The following is a 17,683-nucleotide window of genomic DNA, read 5'->3' as shown; positions in this document are numbered from 1 at the left end:
GCCGGGAGACACGGTGCGCGGCGAAGAGTCGACCATTTTGGATGCCCCGACGACGTCCGGAAGCTGCAAGATCGTCGAGGTGAGCTGACCCCAACGATCGTGCTGACCCGGCAGGCCGCGCAGCCCCCCGGCGTCTTGTAAGTGGCGGGGGCTCCGCGCGGCGCGCCTACACTCGCCGAACGGCTGGAGTGCCGCTCGATTGACTCGGCTCCACCCCCTCCAAGGAGCGATCGCAGATGTCTGCCCCATCACCAACGCCGGACAGCCCGTTCACCTGCGGAGGCAAGGTGAAAGGCCGCGCGTGGCAAGTCCCGATGGACGAAGCGTTGGCCGCCGCCACCGCAGCCGGGTTTCGCATGACCACCCGCAGCGGACCGAACCGCGCGTACGTCTAGCGTGACTGGAAGACGGCCGCAACCATCTCGCCGATGCCCGGCGGCGTGGTCGTGAAGCCAGCGTGGACGACGGGGCAGATGATCCTCGTGGCGGGCGTCCTGGTGCTGCTGTTCTTCGGCGTGTGCGGTATTCCGGGCGCGCTGGTGCCGGTCGCCCCCTAGCCGCCGGACCTGCTCCCAGGAAGAGACTGGGGAGGTACAACCTGTCCTACCGGGGCCTGCGAGCGGGCGATCTTCTCCAGCGCCTCGCGTGCCTTCCGGAGTTCGTCCGCGATCCTCTTCGGCGTTGGCGCGGCTGCATCGCTCTGCCCTATGTCGTTGAGGTCAATGTCGTAGGTCAACTCCTCGACGGGGCCGAACGGGCCATCGGCATTGATCCTTACTGTGTACCGCCTGGGCGTCTCGGGTGACTCGAAGATTCGGAAGCCGATGTCGAAGAACCACTGAATCTTACGTCCGGGCGGCAGGGTCGAGATCGGACCGCGCAGGACTTCTGCGTCTTTGAAGTCAGGCTTCGCCACGGACTGCAAGGGCGGGTTGAACGTGACGCGGACGTTCCGAGCGACCGTCGCGCCGACGTTCTGCACCAGGAGCAAGATCTTCTGTGGGTCGTGCTCGTCCGGACAAAGGTCGGCGAAGACGTACGACTGAGCCTGGTCCTTCTGTACTTTCTCGGCCAGCTCCAGTTGGGCCTCCCCGTAGCGCGCCTGCCGGCGTGCGGCGATTGCCTGCGATCCTGCGAAGAGCGCCGCAAGCACTGCCGCGATGGCGCTAACGACAGACACCGTGGTTCCCAAAGGTCCTCCCGATCAATCTGGTGGCCAACACTGAACGGCTAACGGCCGAGCGTGTGAGGAAGTCTCGCAGCCGGAACGGAATGTGACCCAGCCAATAGGCCGGCGACCCGACCCTGATCGATGCGTGTCGACATCGAAGGTTGTCACCCCGTCGTCGTATGATCGACATCGACACACAGCCATACGGAACGCCCGGTGACGGGCGAGGGTGCCGCCGAGGGCCGGTATCACCTTCGCCGACGTCGATACCGCAGCAGACCCGGCCAGGGCCGCGCCAGGGGGCGCATTCCTCGGAGACGGCAGGTCAGTCCAATTGACGTGCCTTCATACGAGGGAGATTTACCGATGGTATTCATGTTCAATACCGACCACGCGCGTGGGACGCGGATGGCTGAGCTGCTCTCCAAGATGGAACGGGCTCAGGCCGAAATGGATCGGCTGGCCGAAAAGGACGAGCTGACCAGCGGGGAGGAAGAGCGGTTCTCCATTGCGCAGCGCGCCTTCCTGAACGCTGCGAACGAGCGCCACACGCTCGATGCCGAGCAGCGCGAGGTGGACCGGGTCCGCGAGCAGGCCGTCAACGCCGGGCGTCCGGGCAGCAACCTGATCGCAGTGCCGGGCGCGCCAGGCGGTGCCGACCCCCACCCCTACCGCGCCGCCGTCAACCAGGGCAGCGACGAGCCCCGATTCGTGTTCACCGAGACGCGGCGCCCGGCCGCCCTCGAGCGCGGACAGTCGTTCGGCCAGCACGAGTTGGTACGCCAGCACGCCGAGATGAACTCCCCAGCCGAGAAGATCGTCGTCGATGGGCATGGTTCACTCGGCAACCTGGTCCGCGCCATGTCGACCACGTCCGGCAGCGCGGTCGTCCCGACCGTGTGGGCATCCAACATCATCGACCGGGCCCGCAACGTGGCCGCCGTGCTCCAGGCCGGCGCGCAGATCGTGCCGATGACCGCGAAGACCGTCCAGATCGGCCGGCTGACCGGCGATCCGGCCGCCGCGTTCCGCACCGAGGGGTCGCTGATCACCGCGAGCGACCCGACGTTCGACAACGTGACCCTGGACTCCAAGACCATGTCCGCCCTGGTCGTCGGCAGCCTCGAATGGTTCCAGGACGCCCCGAACGTTGACGAGGTGGTGTCCGACGCGATCGCCCGCGCGGTGGCTCTCCAGCTCGATCTGGTGGCGCTGTACGGCTCCATCACGACGGGCGCGGGCACCATCAATCTGCCGACCCCGCCGAACCCGCGCGGCGTCCTCGGTGCATTGAACGCCGTCGCCGCCTCCAACGTGCTGGGCGGCGTCGCGAACGGCACCGCGCAGACGGCCGCGTCGTACTGGAACGAGATCATCGATGTCTCGTTCACCGTGCGCGCGTCCAATGAGGAGCCGACCGCGGTGCTGTGGAACAGCAAGCTCGCGCAGCAGTACGCCAAGGCTTACGACACGACCGGCCAGCCGATCGCACTGCCGTCGGCCGTCGCCGAGGTGCCCCGGATCATCACCAACCAGATCCCGAGCTACACGCAGGGCACGATGACCAACCGGGCCACCGACGTGTTCGCCGGTGACTGGCGTCAGCTCCTGATCGGGCAGCGGCTCACGTTCACTCTCCAGACCCTGACGGAGCGGTACGCGGAGAACGGCCAAGTCGGCATCGTGGCGCATTGGCGCGGCGATGTGCAGCCCGCCCGCCCGCGCGCGTTCTCCGTGTTCAAGGCAATCCAGGGAGCCTGAGATGGCGCGTGAGACGGCCGCAGACGCGGCGCTACGTCGTATGGCGGAGCAGGATGCGCGGGACGCTGACGTGCCGTTCATGGCGCGTACCGGTGACGCCCCGCGCCATCGTGGCACCGCCGCCGCGTACGTCCGGGCCGTTCACCCGGACACCGGGCAGCCGGTCACCTACGTTCCGGGTGAGGCACTCCCGGAGTGGGTCAGTGACGTGCTGGAGTCAGGGAAGGCGTCGTACGACCTGGCCACAAAGGCGTCGACGCTCGACCCGCCGCGCCGGGGCAAGTCGTGAGCCGGCGCGGCGCTGCACGGTACGGCGGCGGGGCGATGATGGGTCCGGAGCGGTCCACCGGGGCGAAGTCCCGGGCATCCACCTACGGCATCCACGTCCCCAACGACGACCCGTCCGAACAGGTCGACGAGTGGAACGGTCTCGATGGACAGCCGCCGATCGCGCAGCCGACACGGCAGTGGTGGCCGCCGAACAGCGAGACGCAGCAATAGACTGTGATCTCTGCCGGCCGTGCACTGCCGCGACACGGCCGGCACCACAACTGGAAGACGGCGTCAACGTCACGGCACCGGGGTTTATCTTCCCCGGCCGGGCCGATCGATGGCGGCGAGCACTTTTCCTCTGATTCGGTGCGAAGACCCGCCAGCGCCAACGCGAAGAACCCCACCGGGCTCCCCGGTGGGGTTTCTTCTGCGTCGATGTCGTGGCCGGGCGATACCGGAACGATCCATCGACTTGCGTCTCAGCGCCGCTGGCGCAATTGCGACGACCGCCGGCCCGCGCTCCCGTCGATGCCTTCTCGCGGGCCTCGGGCACAGATCGGGTACAGATCGGGTACAGATGGCAAGGAATATTGCCCGCCGGACGTTGCCAGACGTTGAGCAGTGTTTTCCCAGGTCAGAGGGCATTTGGTCCGTGAACCCGCAGGTCAGTAGATCGCGGAAATCAGTTCTTCGACTGCTGACGCACTCCACCAGCACCGGCCGGGCCGGCTCCGCGACGCGCGGGGCCGGCCCGGCCGGTTTCGCCGCTGTCCGGGGCGACCCGCCGTCATATAACGCCCCCCGATATATCTTCGTGTCCGTTATATTGGCGGGCGTGGACACACCTCTGCGGGAACCCACGTTCCTGATCCTCACCGCGCTCGCGGGCGAGCCGCTGCATGGTTACGGGCTGATCGGCGAGGTCGCCGCCCTCTCGGACGGGCGGGTGACGCTACGCCCCGGCACCCTCTACGGAGCACTCGATCGGCTGGTCGACGCGGGCCTGGTCGAGGTCGACCGGGAGGAGGTGGTGGACGGCCGGCTGCGCCGCTACTACCGCCTCTCTCCCGCCGGGGACGCCACCCTCGGCGCGGAGACCGAGCGGCTGCGCCGCAACGTCGAGGCGGCCACCGCCCGGCTGCGCGCGCGCTCCCGCACCGCTCGGCCGCTCGCCCCGCGTACCGCCGGGGGGCTGGCATGAACGAGCTGGAGCGGCGCTACCTGCGGTTGCTGCGCGCGTACCCCGCGGACTACCGGCGCGCCCGCGGCGCGGAGATCGTCGGCACCTACCTCGACCTCGCCGGCCCGAACCGGCGGTGGCCCTCCCCGGGGGACACCGTCGACCTCGTGCGCGGCGGCCTCCGCCAGCGGCTGCGCGCCGCCGACGCCCCCGACCTGATTCCGGGCATCCGCCTGGCCGCCGTCCTCGCGTTCCTCACCGCCACCTCGCTTGCCGCGGCCTGGTCGGTGCTGGAGCTGCGCCCCGCGCCGGTCGGCACCGACATACCGGCTGCCGGGCCATTCGTCTCGCTCGGCATCGGGGCGTGGATCGCCTGGCTGCTCGCCGCGGTGGTGCACGCCCTCTCACCCGGTCGGTGGGCCCGGCGTGCCGTCGTGCTCGCGGTGCTCCTCCCCCTCGCGCTCGTCCCCGCCGCCGCGCTCACCGGCCTGCCGCGCCCGCCGCTGTTCGTGCTGCTGCCGCAGGTCGGGTTGGGTCTGGTAGCGCTCGGCCTGCCCGACAGGCTGCCGACGCCGCTGCGGGCGGTGCCGCTGGTCGCCGTCGGCTCCGCCGCTCTCGCGGCCGGCAACCTCTCCCCGGGCATCTTCGGCGCGACCTACTACGTTCCCTCGGCCGGTCAGATGCTGCCGGCCGCCGCCGTGTCGCTGCTCGCGGTGGTGCTGCTGCTCGGCGCGGGGCTGGCCCTGCGCGCCGACCAGCGGGGCGGCTGGGCCGCGCTGATCCTGCTCACCCCGGTGGCTCTGCTCGCGCTGCACCCGCTGGCCGGCGCGGGGGACGGCGCACCCGACACGTACCCGGGATGGGCCGCGCTGGCCGTGACCGCCGTCGCCGTCGTACTGGTCGGCCCCACGCTGCTGCCGCTCGCGCTTGCCCTGCGCGGGCGGCGGGCCGGACCCACCGGACACGCCCGCCGCACCTGACCCGGTCCCCACCCACCGGTTGATCATGAGCTTCGCGGCAGGTGCGATCCCGGCGCGTGCCGCGAAGCTCATGACCCCCGAAGATCGAGGGGCGGGTGGAGGCGGCGGTTGAGGGTGAGCACCAGGAGCGCGAGGACCAGTGCGGTCATCGCGATCGCGCCCGGGGCCTTGGTGAACCGCGCCAGCGTGGTCCCGTCGGGCAGGGTGAGGAAGGTGGCGAGCGCGCAGGGCAGCACGAACCAGGTGGTCCGGGCCGCGGCGACCGCGAGCACGGCCAGCGGCCAGGTGAGATACCAGGGATGGACCACCGGGGCCAGCGCGACGGTGGCGGCCAGGGCCAGCCCGGCGGACCGCAACGCCACCCGGGGGCGGGCCGCCTCGATCCGGGCCACCCGCTGCCGGACGTCGTTCAACCGGCGCAGCGCCCGCCAGGCCCGCCACCAGAGCACCACCAGCAGCACGGCGAGCAGCAGCAGCGCCACCGCGCGGACCACCGGCACGGCGCCCGGGTCCCGGCCGACCAGCGCGCCGGCGTAGTCGACGACGAAGCCCACCGCGGTCGGCGGTGAGGTCCACTGCTGCGAGTCGCCGCTGCGGGCCAGCCCGCCGACCCAGCCGAGCCCGAGCCCGGCGGCCCACGCGGTGGCCGCCAGCCCGGCCAGCACCCCGCCGGCCAGCCAGCCGGCGGCGCGCGCCAGCGCGCCGACCGTGTAGCGGCCCAGCACGGCGGCCAGCACCGCGAACGGCAGCACCACCAGGCCGGTCGCCTTCACCGTCAGCGCCAGCCCGAGCAGCGCCCCGGCGACCAGCAACGCCGGTGGCCGACCGGGCAGCCGGACCAGCACCAGCAGGGCGAGCGTCAGCAGGCCGAGCAGCACCGCGTCGTTGTGTGCGCCGGCCACCAGGTGCACCCCGACCAGCGGGCAGGCCAGCACCAGCCAGGCCGCGCGGCGGGTGGGCACCCGGGCGGCCCGGGCCAGGCCGGGCAGGCAGAGCGCGGTCAGCAGCACCCCGGCCACCGCGACGAGGCGCAGCGCCACCACCGTGCCGACCAGGTCGCCGCCGAGGGTCACCGCGAGCGCGGCGAGCAGCATGAAGAACGGCCCGTACGGGGCCGGGGTGTCCCGCCAGATCGGCGCGACCGACTCCACCCACGGGCAGCCGGCCTCGGCCACCCCCGTCGCGTACGGGTCGACGCCGTGCGCGTACGCCCAGCCCTGGCAGGCGTAGGAGTAGACGTCCCGGCTGCCCAGCGGCGGGGTGGCCAGCAGCGGCAGCGCCCACAGCCCGGCGGTCAGATAGGCCCAACGCGTCGACGGGGCGCCCCGGCGCAGCGCCCACCAGGCGCCGACCAGCAGCGCGGTGCCCAGCAGCCAGGCGCCGACGACCAGCGGGCCGCGGTCCCCCCGCGCGGTCGGCACGGTGGCGGTGCCCGGCAGCGCGCCGCCGAGCCAGCCGGCGACCGCCAGCAGCACCGCCCCGGCCAGGCCGGCGTACCGGGCGAGCCGGGCGGTGCCGGGCGACGGCGGGGCGTCGAGCAGGGCGCCGGGATCGCTCACCGGCGCACCTCTCGTCTCAGTCGACGGCGACCGGCCGGCGGGCCGCCCGAGCCGACCGTACCAAGCGGACCACCACCACGATCACCAACAGGGTCATCAGCGGCGCACCGACGGTCTTGGTGTACCTCGGCAGGCCGGTGCCGTTGGCCAGCACCAGGAACGACGACACCAGCGCGACCACCGTAAACCACCCGGTCCGGCGCGCGGTCGCCGCGAGCACGGCCAGCGGCCAGATCCAGTACCAGGGGTGGAACAGCGGGGCCAGCGCCACCGTGGCGGCCAGCGCCAGCCCGGCGTGCCAGATCGGGTCCCGGGTGCGGGCCCGCCACCAGAGCCAGATCAGCACCAGCGCGAGCGCCGCCATGCCGATTCCCCGGGTGACCGGCAGTGGGTCGCCGTGCCAGCCGAACGGCGCGGCGAGGTAGGCCACGGTCTGCCCCACCGCCGTCGGCGGCGACGTCCAGGCGATCACCAGGCCGCCCTGCTCCAGCCCGGCGATCCAGCCGAAGTCCAGGCCGGCGGCGAAGGTCACGCCCACCACCGTCGCGACCGCCCCGCCGACCACCCAGCCGCCGTCGCGCACCAGCGCCCTGATCGAGAACCCGCCGACGATCGCGGCCAGGGCGGCGAACGGCACCACGACCAGCGCGGTCACCTTGACCCCGCCAGCCAGCCCGAGCAGCACGCCGGCGGCGAGCAGCGGGCCGGGGCGACCCGGCCGGGACACCAGCACCGCCAGCCCGGCCACCAGCAGCCCCACCATCAGCGCGTCGTTGTGCGCGCCGGAGACCAGGTGCACGGCGACCAGCGGGCAGGCCAGCGCCAGCCAGATCGCCCGGCCGGCCGGCACCCCGCACCGGCGGGCCAGCACCGGCAGGCAGGCCGCGGTCAGCGCCACCCCGGCCACTGCCATCAGCCGGAACAGCACGATGCTGGCGGTCAGCGACCCGGTCGCCTTCACCACCGCGCCGGCGAGCACCACGAACAGCGGCCCGTACGGCGCCGGGGTGTCCCGCCAGATGTAGGAGATGGTGTCCAGCCACGGGCAGGGCAGCGCCGACACGCCCTGTTCGTACGGGTTTATCCCGGCGGCGTAACTGGCCCCCTGGCAGGCGTACGCGTAGACGTCCCGGCTGCCCAGCGGCGGCGCGAACAGCAGCGGCAGCAGCCAGAGCCCGACGGTGACCAGGGCCCAGCGGACCGAGGGCACCCGGTCGCGCAGCGCCCACCAGGCGTACGCCATCAGCGCGGTGCCGACCAGCCAGCTGGCGATGATCAGCGGCCCGTGCGGGCCCTGCCAGATGCTGACCGGGGTGGGGCGCAGGTCTCCGTGGGGCAGCGCTCCGCCGAGGAACGCGGCCACGGCGAGCAGCGCCGAACCCGCGAGACCGGTCCAGCGCACGAGGTGGTGAGGCACGCCCGACATGCTGCCAGTACCGTGGCCGACGGTGAGCACCGGAGCAGGAGTTGCTCCCGGCAGACAGCCCAGCGCGCCGCTGCGGCGGCACGCCGGCGGTCCCCAGATGAACCCGTGGTGATTTCTTCCCGCATCGCCAGTGTTCGCCCACGGCGACTGTCACATCACCTCAGACACGCGACACCAGCTAGGCAGTGGTCAGTAGAGGCACGCCCTCCACCACCCGCCGGACGCGGTAGTGCTCGGCGAGGATTCGGCTCAACTCACCGGATCTGTCCACCCTTCTCGGGTCGCTGTCCAGCACGATCAATGTCGGGCGCTCCGGACCGTCGAGCATGGCCCGCAGGCGGGGCAGCGCGTCGGGGATCTTCTCTATGGGCTTGCCCCAGAGGTACGGGTAGTCGGTCGTTCGCTGAGCGAGGAAGTAAATGTTGCTCCTCGAGATGAGTACGAAGATGCGGTCGTTCGGGAAAGTCTCGGCCCGGATGACCGCCGCGATCCGTTCGTCCCGGCGCGCGAGGCCGTAGTAAGGGATCCGCTGGTGCCGTTCCTCGGCAGTGGCCGGCACCAGCGCGGCGAGCCAGATGAGCTGGGGCAAAACCACCGCCATGGCTGCCACTATCCGCAGGCGGGGCCCGCGGACAGCGGCGACCGCTGCTGCGGCCGCCACCGTGAGCGGCGGAAGCAGCTGTACGTAGTAGTGCGGCCAGTAAGAGCCACCGACGTTCACACCCAGGGCTGCGCCGCCGAGCCAGGCAAGCAGGACACACCTCGCCGGCCGTGAGCCGCGCAGCAGCCAGAGTCCGACGGCGGCCGCCCCCGCCACCACCGCCAAATCCCGGGCGGCGGGACCGAGGCTGCCGGTGAAGTCGGCCCAGCGGGCAGCGGGTCCGGCGGCGGGTTCACCCATCGCGGCGAACTGGTAACCGACGAGCGCCGTCCAGTACTCGCGCCAGCCTTGGTGCCAGCCATGCAGGGCAGACAACCCGACTGGTGCTGCGGACGCACTGAGGAAGAGCGCCTGCGGTGACCCGGTGACCCGGCCCGACCGCGGACGGAGAAGGGCCACGACCAGACCGACGGCTATCCCGTCCAGGCCGGACAGCTTCATCGTCATGGCGACGCCCGCCGCAAGGCCGGCCGTGACGAGCCAACCCGCTGACTGGTACCGGAGCCAGAGCAGGGCAGCGGCCACGGCCAGGGTCGCCGGGAAGCTGGCGAGCAGTTCTCCGTTGAGAGTGAATCCCTCGATGTTCGGGGCGACTCCTGCCATGGCGTACAGCCCTGCTGCGGCTACCCCCGTTCGGGAATCCACGAGGAGCCAACCGATTATTCCGACCAGCACCGTGATGCCCAGACCCGCGAGCACTGCACCGAGCCGGATCGTCCAGCCGTCGTCATTGAGCCAGAGCAGGAGCCGATACGTCAGCAGCAGCCCCTGCGGGCGGTCGAGCCACGCCTCCCCGTACAACCGGGCACCCCGGGACCACTGTTGTACGACGTGCGCGTAGCCCCCCTCGTCCATGCCGAGCCCGGTCCAGAGGAAGGGCAGTCGAAGCAGAGCGGCGGCCAGCCCGCACGCCAGGATCATTCCTGCCGCCGTACGGGTAGCGGGGCTGCGACGGTCAGGGCCGATGCCGCGTCATCCTCTCCCTCTCGGCGCCACCTCGTCAGGGGCGGTCAGCGGGGCCCGGGCTTACCCGCTCCGCCTCTAGTTACGCCTCGTACGGCAGCCGCCACTCGAGGTTGAGGTCATGCCTGGAGTTCGAGCTCGAGTCGGCGTGTGCAGTGGGCTCGTCGCGCTCGTTCTTGGTGGGATCGCCGGAACTGTGACCAGTGCAAACGGTGGGCGAGGTCGCGGATCGGGGGATGATCAGGCGTCGGGTCTCGTTGACCGTGGCCTGACCAAGGCGCTGTCGGTGGCGTCGTCGGCTCTGGCGTCGGCGGCGCAGATGGCCGGGACGGCGAGGGCGGCCAGGGCGAGGGTGGTGAAGCGGTGCCAGGAGTCGCACGCGGCGGACCTGGTGCTGGTCCAGACCGACCTGGCTCTTGGCGGCCTGGAAGGCCTCCTCCGGACGGTCCAGCGGATCCCGGCGACCCGCACGAGTTGGGCGAGGGTGACCGGATGCGGGGCTCAGCAGCGGTAGAAGGCCGGCTCACCGGTGGTGGTGTTGCGGCGGATCAGCATGCTGTGCCGCTGGGCTGTTTGAAACACGGCCTACTAGCAGTGGTTCGCCGGTGTGAGGCTGCTGGATATCGAGAACTGACCCGGCACACGGACCCGCACATCGGTCCACCCGTCTGCGCCGGGCCGCAGACACCCGCCCGCCCCCTGGAGCGACAGCCACCGCGACCAGCGCACCCGCACCGGCACGTCGCCGGGGGCGTCGACGACGAACCGCACGGCGGCCCGACCGGAGCTGACCAGCCGGCCCGGCGCGCCGACCAGCGGGGTTGGGTCGACCACCGCGTAGAGCCGCCACGTCCTGTCCCGCCACACCTCGCGCAGATATGGCTGACCGGCGGCGACCAGGGCAGCCTCCTGCCGGGCGTATCGGTCGGGCGGATTGTCTGGGGCCAGCGCGACGTACCCGACCGCCTCCCGGCGCAGCCACTTGGCGTATTCCTCGGGGGTCAGGTCGTCGGCATAGAAGAGTCCGTTGCGGTCGGTGTCGACCTGCCGCTCCCAGCCTCGGGCCAGCGGCACGGTCGCCGGCAGATACGCTGACTCCCAGTGGTCGCGCAGCGGCACCACCTCGACCCGGCCCACCGGCTGCCGGCGGGCCAGCTCGTCGACGAGCGGCCGGTAGAACGCGGCGACACTCTCCGGCGAGCCGGCCCGGGCCAGGTCGCTGGTCATTACCGGGTTCTGCCACCAGACGCAGGCGGCAAGGAGCCCAGCCAGCCACGGGCCGGGCAGCGAAGCGTACCCGGCGAGCAGCGGAAGGGCGAAGAGCATCGGCAGCCGCAGCGCGTTGGAGCCGATCGGGCTGGGCAGCGCCTGGGCGGCGACCAACAGCAGCACGGTCAGCGCGGCGCCGGCCCGCAGCGCGCGGCGGCGGCGCGGCACCACGAAGAACACCGCCACAGTCAGCGCCACGTTGATCCGCATCGACTCGGCACTGAACGGTTGGGTGCCGCCATTGCCGAACAGCAGCGCCATCGGGGCAAGGGCGACCGCCGGGGCAAGGCAGAGCGTCAGTCCCTCACCGAGCGGGCGGTCGATCCGCCAGCCGCCAGGCAGCGGTCGTCCCGGGCCGGGCACCCGGCGCAGGCTGGCCAGCAGCAGGGCCACGCCAGCCAGGCCGGTGAACAGCCCGGCGACCGGGCTGGCCCAGGTGGCGAGCGCGGCAAGCAGCCCGGCCAGAACCAGCCGCGCGGGCCTGGCCGGTCGATCGGCGGAGACCGCGCAGAGGGCGAGCAGGCCGAGCGCCAGCCCGACGGCGAAGGTGATCCGGCCGCTGACCAGGTTGCCGACCAGAACCACCGCGCCAAGTGCCCCGGCCAGCACCGGGCGGCGGGCCCGGTGCCGGGCGAACAGCCAGCCCAGCGCCCCGGCGGCGAGCACCGCGGCGACCGCCCCGAGCGGCCGGGGCCCGGTCCAGGCGGCCAGGCGGGCAACGAACAGACTGTAACCGTACTGGTCGACGCCGCCGTACCAGCCGAGGTCGACGGGGGTGCCGTGCCGGTCGGCGAACTCCGCCCGGGCCACCTGGGCGGCAAGGTCGGTGCCCATCGGCGGGGCGAGCAGGAACGCCGCAGCCAGCAGCAGCGCCGTGCCGGCCGCGGGCAGCCAGGCGCGCCCGGTGAGCAGAGGGAGAATGCTCCTCGGGAACCGATGGGCAGGGCCACTTCCTTGTGCCTCAGGCATCGAGCACCCGTTCCATCGCCGCCCGGGAGCGCCGGCCGGTGCGCAGATACTCGTCGAGGAACTCGCCGGGATCGTCCCGCCCGAGCAGCCGGACCACCCCGGCCAGCTCGACCCCGTGCCGGGGCAGCTGGTCGCCGGCCCGGCCGCGGACCAGCATCAGCGCGTTGCGGACCTGCGCCGCGAGGGTCCAGCCGGCGGCCATCGCGGCGGCGTCCGCCGGGTCGACCAGGCCGGCGTCCCGGGCCGCCGCGAGCGCGTCGAGGGTACGCGTGCCGCGCAGCGCCCGGTTCGCCCCGCCGTGGCGCAACTGGAGCAGCTGCACCGCCCACTCGACGTCGGCGAGCCCGCCCCGGCCCAGCTTGGTGTGAGTGGCCGGGTCGGCGCCGCGGGGCAGCCGCTCGTGCTCCACCCGCGCCTTGATCCGGCGGATCTCCACGACCTGTTCCCGGGTCAGCCCGTCGGCCGGGTAGCGGACCGGGTCGACCAGCGCCACGAACTCCGCGCCCAGGTCGGCGTCGCCGCAGACGAACCGGGCCCGCAGCAGCGCCTGCGCCTCCCACACCCGCGACCAGCGGGCGTAGTACTGGGCGTACGCGGCGAGGCTGCGCACCAGCGGCCCCTGCCGGCCCTCCGGGCGCAGGTCCGCGTCCACGCCGAGCGGCGGGTCGGGGGCGGGCATGCCGAGCAGTCGGCGCAGCTCCTCGGCGATCGCGTGCGCGGCGGCGCTGGCCGCGCTCTCGGCGGCGCCGGCCGGCGGGTCGTAGACGAAGAGCACGTCGGCGTCGGAGAGGTAGTTCGACTCGTACCCGCCGAGCCGGCCCATGCCGATCACCGCGAACCGCAGCCCCGGCAGCTCCGGCCGGCTCGCCCGGGCGGTACGCAGCGCCGCGGCCAGCGTGGCGTCGGTGACGTCGGCCAGCGCGGTGCCGACCGCGGTGACGTCGGTCAGCGCCGACGCGGCGCGCCCGTCCCCCTCCGGCCGGGGCGGGGACGGCGCCAGCGAGCCGGCCCGGCTCAGCACGTCGGCGCAGGCCAGCCGGACCAGTTCCCGGCGGCGCAGCGCGCGCACCGCCCGGGTCGCCTCGACCGGGTCGGCGTGCCGGGCGGCCGCGGCGGCGAACCCCTCGCAGAGCACCTCCCGGGGGCGCGGGGTCAGCTCGCTCTCCTCGGCCAGCAGCCGCAGCGCCTCCGGCTCCCGGGCCAGCAGGTCGGCGGCGTACCGGGAGGAGGAGAGCACCCGGGCCAGCCGGCGGGCCACCGGGCCGGAGTCCCGCAGCAGCCGCAGGTACCAGGGGGTGCTGCCGAGCTTGTCGGAGACCTGCCGGTAGTTCAGCAGGCCGCGGTCCGGCTCGGGGGCGTCGGCGAACTCGCTGAGCAGCACCGGCAGCAGGGTGCGCTGGATGGCGGCGGTGCGGCTCACCCCGCCGGTCAGGGCCTGCAGGTGCCGCAGCGCCCCGGCCGGGTCGGCGAAGCCGAGGATCTCCAGCCGGTGCCGGGCCGCCTCCGGGGTCAGCCGCAACCCGTCGGCCGGCACCCGGGCCACCGACTCCAGCAGCGGCCGGTAGAGCAGCTTGGCGTGCAGCCGGCGTACCTCGGTGGCGTGGGTGACCCACTCGGCGCGGAACTCCTCGACGGCGCTGCGCCCCGGCGTGGCCAGGTAGCCCAGCGCGGCGGCCAGCCAGCGCAGCGCGGCCGGCTCGGTCGGCACGGTGTGCGTGCGGCGCAGGCCCTGCAACTGGAGGCGGTGCTCGACCGTACGCAGGAACCGGTAGCCGCGCAGCAGCGCCTCACCGTCGGCCCGCCCCACGTAGCCACCGGCCACCAGCGCGCGCAGCGCCGGGATGGTGCCGGCCGCCCGCAGCGACTCGTCGCCGCGGCCGTGCACCAGTTGCAGCAGCTGCACCGCGAACTCGATGTCGCGCAGCCCGCCCGGGCCGCGCTTGATCTCGCGCTCCAGCTCCTTCGGCGGGATGTTGTCGATGATCTTGCGCCGCATCGCGCGGACGTCCTCGACCGCCTCCGGCCGCTCGGCGGCGCGCCAGACCAGCGGGGCGAGCTGGTCGATCCACTCCCGGGCCAGCGTCAGGTCGCCGGCGGCCGGCCGGGCCTTGAGCAGCGCCTGGAACTCCCAGGTGCGGGCCCAGCGCCGGTAGTAGGCCAGGTGGCTGGCGAGGGTGCGCACCAGCGGGCCCCGGTTGCCCTCCGGGCGCAGCGCGGCGTCGACCGGCCAGGCGACCAGCCCGCAGATGTGGATCAGCCGGGTGGCGACCGTGGTGGCCGCGGCCAGGTCGCTGTCCTCGGCGGCCACGAAGATCACGTCGACGTCGGAGACGTAGTTCAGCTCGTCGCCGCCGCACTTGCCCATCGCCACCACGGCAAGTCGGGGACGTGGCGTGCCCGCCGGCAGCCCGCCGACCGCGATCTCGTACGCCGCCGCGAGGGTGGCGTCGGCCAGCGCGGAGAGCGCGGCCATGGTCTGCTCCAGGCCCCGACCGCCGGTCAGGTCGGCCGCCGCGATCCGCAGCAGGGCCAGCCGGTACGCCCTGCGCAGCACCGCGATCGGGTTGCCGTCACCGGTCAGGTCCAGCCGCCCCTCGGCGGTCGGCGCGAGCCCGTCCGGGGCGGTGCCGAGCGCCGTCCACTGGTCCGGGTTGGCGACCAGGTGGTCGCCGAGCGCCGAGGAGGCGCCGAGCACGGCGACCAGCCGCCGCCGCAGCCCCGGGTCGTCGGCCAGCGCGGCCAGCAGTGCGGTGCCGCCGGTCGTCGCCCGGCGCTCGGCCTCGACCAGGCGGTGCAGTTGGCGCAACGCCAAGTCGGGGTCGGCCGCCCGGGACAGCGCCGCGAGCAGCTCCGCCGCCGGCTCGTCCGCCGGCTCCTGGGTCTCCGGCCGCCACAGGCCCAGCCCGGCCGGGCCGAGCAGGTCGGCCGCCCGCGCCCCGCCGTCGTCGGTGCCGACGCCGAAGCCGTACCGGGCCAACCGGCCGGCGGCCCTGGTCGGCCGGCTCATCACTGCCCGAGCAGCGGCAGGCTGCGCCGCGGCGCGTCGTCCAGCTCGCCGAGGGCGAGCGCGGCGAACCGGGCGGCGAACGGCTGCCAGACCTCCTCGACGTCGGCCATCACCCCGTGGCAGGCGGCCACCACCAGCTCCGGGTCGTAGCCCAGGTCGGCCAGGAACGTCGAGTCGGTGGCCCAGTCGGCGATCATCGCGGTGTCGCACTCGATGTGGAACTGCAGCCCCCAGGCCCGGTCGCCGAGGCGGAACGCCTGGTGCGGGTAGCGGGTGGAGGCGGCCAGCAGGGTGGCGCCCCGCGGCAGCTCGGTGATCTCGTCGGCGTGCCACTGGAGGACGTCCGGGATCAGCGGCACGTACCGGAACAGCGGGTCGGCCTCGGCGGCGTCCCGCCGGCCGACCACGGCCGGGCCGACCTCCGGCCCGGCCGGGCTGCGCTCCACCTGGCCGGCGTGCGCGGTGGCCAGCAGCTGCGCGCCCAGGCAGATGGCCAGGGTGGGCACCCGGTGCCGGACGGCCTTGCGCAGCAGCCCCTCCACCGCCGGGAACCAGGGCGCGCCGGGCGAGCCGTCCGGCAGCGGGTACGCCTGCTGCTCGCCGCCGAGCACCACCAGCGCCGCGTACCCCTCGAGGTCGGCGGGGAGCTCGTCACCGGCGTGCGGGCGCACCACCCACAGGTCCAGGCCGGCTTCGGTCAGCCACTCGCCCAGCCGGCGCGCGTCGTCGGTCGGGTCGTTCTCGATCACCAGCGCGGTTGCCACGCCGTCGAGGCTAGCCGGTCGGTGGGAGCGGGCCGTAACGGCAATCAGGGTGGCCCCTGATGCATATGTAGCGACTCTACTTATACGCTCCCGGCGACGACCACCGACCGGAGGAGGATCGATGCGTCCCGACGAACCACCCGTGTTCCGCAACCTGCAGGGCACCTGTCTCATCCTCGGCCCCACACTGGCCGCCGCCGCGACGTTCCTGTGGCAAGAGGGGCGCTACGGCGTGCGTGGCGGCCTCGTGCTCGTGCTCGCCATGGCGGTCTGGCTCTGTGGGCTGCTCGGCCTCTGGGACCGGATCCGGGAACGGTCGCCACTGCTCGGCTCGGCGGGCGCTCCGCTGGCCGTTCTGGGCGCGGTCGGGGGCACGGCCTTCGGACTGCAGGGCTTCTTCGAGGCGGCGTTCGGCCTCTCGGCCGAGCAGTCGCTCGACGCCCTGGCCGGGTATCCGGTGGAGTCGGCCATCCTGCTCTGGTCGGTCGCCGGACCGGCGTTCCCACTCGGCATGATCGTGCTGGGCATCGCCGTGATCAAGGCCAGACTCGCCCCGCTCTGGGTGGGACTGCTGCTGGCGATCGGCGGCGCCGCCTTTCCGCTCAGCCGGATTCCGCGTGCGGTGATCGTCGCCCACCTCGCCGACCTGCTGCTGCTCATACCTCGGCCTACCTCGGCTGGCGACTACTGGCCGGGGTCCAGGTCCGCACAGCGGCCACCACCCGACCGGCCCGCTAGGCTCTGCCGTTGTGCCGACCGACGACGTCGTACGACCACCCGCCCTGCGCCCCGGCGACACGGTGATGCTGGTGTCGCCGTCCGGGCCGACCCGCCCGGAACGGGTGGCCCGGGGCATCGAGCTGCTCACCGGCTGGGGGCTGCGCCCGAAGCTGGCGCCGAACGTCTATGCCCGGCAGGGCTACCTGGCCGGCGCGGACGAGGTGCGGGCCGCCGACCTGAACGCCGCGTTCGCCGACCCCGAGGTGCGCGGCGTGATCTGCACCCGCGGCGGGTACGGCGCGCAGCGGGTGGTGGACGCGATCGACATGGCCGCCGTACGCCGGGACCCGAAGGTGGTGGCCGGCTTCTCCGACATCACCGCGTTGCAGTTCGCGCTCTGGCGCGGCGCCCGGCTGGCCAGCGTGCACGGGCCCGGCGCCGCCTGGACGGACGACCGCACCCCGCCCCGGTCCGCCGAGTCGCTGCACGCCGCGCTGATGACCACCGAGCCGGTCACCGTGACCGCGGTCGCCGAGGAGGACACCTACCCGGTGCGGGTGCCCGGCCGGGCCACCGGCCGGCTGCTCGGCGGGAACCTCTGCCTGACCGTGGCGACGCTCGGCACCCCGGACATGCCGGACCTGACCGGTGCGGTGCTGCTCGTCGAGGACGTCGGCGAGCCGCCGTACAAGGTGGACCGGATGCTCACCCAGCTCCGCCGCGCCGGCGCGCTGGACGGGCTGGCCGGGGTGGCGGTGGGGCAGTTCACCGACTGCGCGGACGGCTGGTCGACCACCGTCGCCGACGTGCTCGCCGAGCGCCTCGGCGACCTCGACGTCCCGGTCCTCGGCGGCCTCCCCATCGGCCACGGCGTCGGCCAGCTCACCGTCCCCGTCGGCACCGAAGCCACCCTCGACGCGGAGGCCGGCACCCTCACCGTCACCCCCGCCGTCCACTAACCCCTCTCCTCCCCTCCCCCC

Annotated in this window: 14 protein-coding genes; 7 read left to right on the top strand and 7 right to left on the bottom strand. The window is 73.5% G+C overall.

The window, feature by feature from the left end:
- The first annotated feature begins 428 nt into the window (after positions 1–428).
- Positions 429–557 carry a hypothetical protein gene (locus ACVCAH_RS16195; protein WP_447136950.1) on the top strand — a complete coding sequence of 43 codons (129 nt, stop codon included), beginning with the start codon at positions 429–431 and terminating at the stop codon, positions 555–557.
- Here the strand turns inward: ACVCAH_RS16195 and ACVCAH_RS16190 are convergent.
- Positions 554–1,192, bottom strand: coding sequence for a hypothetical protein (locus ACVCAH_RS16190; RefSeq protein WP_447136949.1), 639 nt, complete (start codon positions 1,190–1,192; stop codon positions 554–556). The genes ACVCAH_RS16195 and ACVCAH_RS16190 overlap by 4 nt on opposite strands.
- A gap of 345 nt (positions 1,193–1,537) precedes the next feature.
- Between ACVCAH_RS16190 and ACVCAH_RS16185 the strand changes: the two genes are divergently transcribed.
- The 5 genes from ACVCAH_RS16185 to ACVCAH_RS16165 all read left to right on the top strand — a co-directional run bounded on the left by ACVCAH_RS16185 (position 1,538) and on the right by ACVCAH_RS16165 (position 5,365).
- Positions 1,538–2,932 carry a phage major capsid protein gene (locus tag ACVCAH_RS16185; RefSeq protein ID WP_447136948.1) on the top strand — a complete coding sequence of 465 codons (1,395 nt, stop codon included), beginning with the start codon at positions 1,538–1,540 and terminating at the stop codon, positions 2,930–2,932.
- A gap of 1 nt (position 2,933) precedes the next feature.
- Positions 2,934–3,221: a hypothetical protein gene (locus ACVCAH_RS16180; RefSeq protein WP_447136947.1), complete on the top strand. Its 288-nt coding sequence runs from the start codon at positions 2,934–2,936 to the stop codon at positions 3,219–3,221.
- A gap of 35 nt (positions 3,222–3,256) precedes the next feature.
- Entirely contained in the window at positions 3,257–3,433 is a 177-nt protein-coding gene (locus ACVCAH_RS16175) for a hypothetical protein (RefSeq protein ID WP_447136946.1), read from the top strand.
- 607 nt (positions 3,434–4,040) lie between these two features.
- Positions 4,041–4,406: a PadR family transcriptional regulator gene (locus ACVCAH_RS16170; RefSeq protein WP_250797799.1), complete on the top strand. Its 366-nt coding sequence runs from the start codon at positions 4,041–4,043 to the stop codon at positions 4,404–4,406.
- A complete protein-coding gene (locus tag ACVCAH_RS16165; RefSeq protein ID WP_447136945.1) occupies positions 4,403–5,365 on the top strand; it encodes a hypothetical protein in 963 nt (320 codons plus the stop codon). Before ACVCAH_RS16170 ends, ACVCAH_RS16165 begins: the two co-directional genes overlap by 4 nt.
- Before the next feature lie 68 nt (positions 5,366–5,433).
- Here ACVCAH_RS16165 and mptB (ACVCAH_RS16160) read toward each other — a convergent pair whose 3' ends face one another.
- From mptB (ACVCAH_RS16160) to ACVCAH_RS16135, 6 genes are all read right to left on the bottom strand, one after another.
- Complete coding sequence (mptB, locus tag ACVCAH_RS16160) at positions 5,434–6,924, bottom strand: polyprenol phosphomannose-dependent alpha 1,6 mannosyltransferase MptB (RefSeq protein ID WP_447136944.1); 1,491 nt, start codon at positions 6,922–6,924, stop codon at positions 5,434–5,436.
- A gap of 16 nt (positions 6,925–6,940) precedes the next feature.
- Positions 6,941–8,341 (bottom strand): polyprenol phosphomannose-dependent alpha 1,6 mannosyltransferase MptB, encoded by a 1,401-nt coding sequence (mptB, locus tag ACVCAH_RS16155; RefSeq protein ID WP_447136943.1) that lies wholly within the window; start codon positions 8,339–8,341, stop codon positions 6,941–6,943.
- Positions 8,342–8,528: 187 nt separating this feature from the next.
- A complete protein-coding gene (locus tag ACVCAH_RS16150; protein ID WP_447136942.1) occupies positions 8,529–9,812 on the bottom strand; it encodes a hypothetical protein in 1,284 nt (427 codons plus the stop codon).
- Positions 9,813–10,562: 750 nt separating this feature from the next.
- Positions 10,563–12,212: a hypothetical protein gene (locus ACVCAH_RS16145; protein ID WP_447136941.1), complete on the bottom strand. Its 1,650-nt coding sequence runs from the start codon at positions 12,210–12,212 to the stop codon at positions 10,563–10,565.
- Complete coding sequence (locus tag ACVCAH_RS16140) at positions 12,205–15,219, bottom strand: bifunctional [glutamine synthetase] adenylyltransferase/[glutamine synthetase]-adenylyl-L-tyrosine phosphorylase (RefSeq protein ID WP_447136940.1); 3,015 nt, start codon at positions 15,217–15,219, stop codon at positions 12,205–12,207. Before ACVCAH_RS16140 ends, ACVCAH_RS16145 begins: the two co-directional genes overlap by 8 nt.
- On the bottom strand, positions 15,219–15,983 hold the full coding sequence (locus ACVCAH_RS16135) for a type 1 glutamine amidotransferase (protein ID WP_447136939.1): 765 nt from the start codon (positions 15,981–15,983) through the stop codon (positions 15,219–15,221). Before ACVCAH_RS16135 ends, ACVCAH_RS16140 begins: the two co-directional genes overlap by 1 nt.
- A gap of 749 nt (positions 15,984–16,732) precedes the next feature.
- Between ACVCAH_RS16135 and ACVCAH_RS16130 the strand changes: the two genes are divergently transcribed.
- Positions 16,733–17,662, top strand: a complete 930-nt coding sequence (locus ACVCAH_RS16130; protein ID WP_447136938.1) for a S66 peptidase family protein — start codon at positions 16,733–16,735, stop codon at positions 17,660–17,662.
- Positions 17,663–17,683 lie beyond the last annotated feature (21 nt).

It is taken from the genome of Micromonospora sp. LZ34, assembly GCF_052981855.1.
This window is presented reverse-complemented; position numbering and strand designations above follow the sequence as displayed.

Excerpts from the sequence above, each read along its gene's own strand:
- ACVCAH_RS16180 (WP_447136947.1), top strand. The coding sequence starts at position 2,934 with ATGGCGCGTGAGACGGCCGCAGACGCGGCGCTACGTCGTATGGCGGAG.
- ACVCAH_RS16195 (WP_447136950.1), top strand. The coding sequence starts at position 429 with ATGCCCGGCGGCGTGGTCGTGAAGCCAGCGTGGACGACGGGGCAGATG.
- ACVCAH_RS16165 (WP_447136945.1), top strand. The coding sequence starts at position 4,403 with ATGAACGAGCTGGAGCGGCGCTACCTGCGGTTGCTGCGCGCGTACCCC.
- ACVCAH_RS16145 (WP_447136941.1), bottom strand. The coding sequence starts at position 12,212 with ATGCCTGAGGCACAAGGAAGTGGCCCTGCCCATCGGTTCCCGAGGAGC.
- ACVCAH_RS16175 (WP_447136946.1), top strand. The coding sequence starts at position 3,257 with ATGATGGGTCCGGAGCGGTCCACCGGGGCGAAGTCCCGGGCATCCACC.
- ACVCAH_RS16185 (WP_447136948.1), top strand. The coding sequence starts at position 1,538 with ATGGTATTCATGTTCAATACCGACCACGCGCGTGGGACGCGGATGGCT.
- ACVCAH_RS16140 (WP_447136940.1), bottom strand. The coding sequence starts at position 15,219 with ATGAGCCGGCCGACCAGGGCCGCCGGCCGGTTGGCCCGGTACGGCTTC.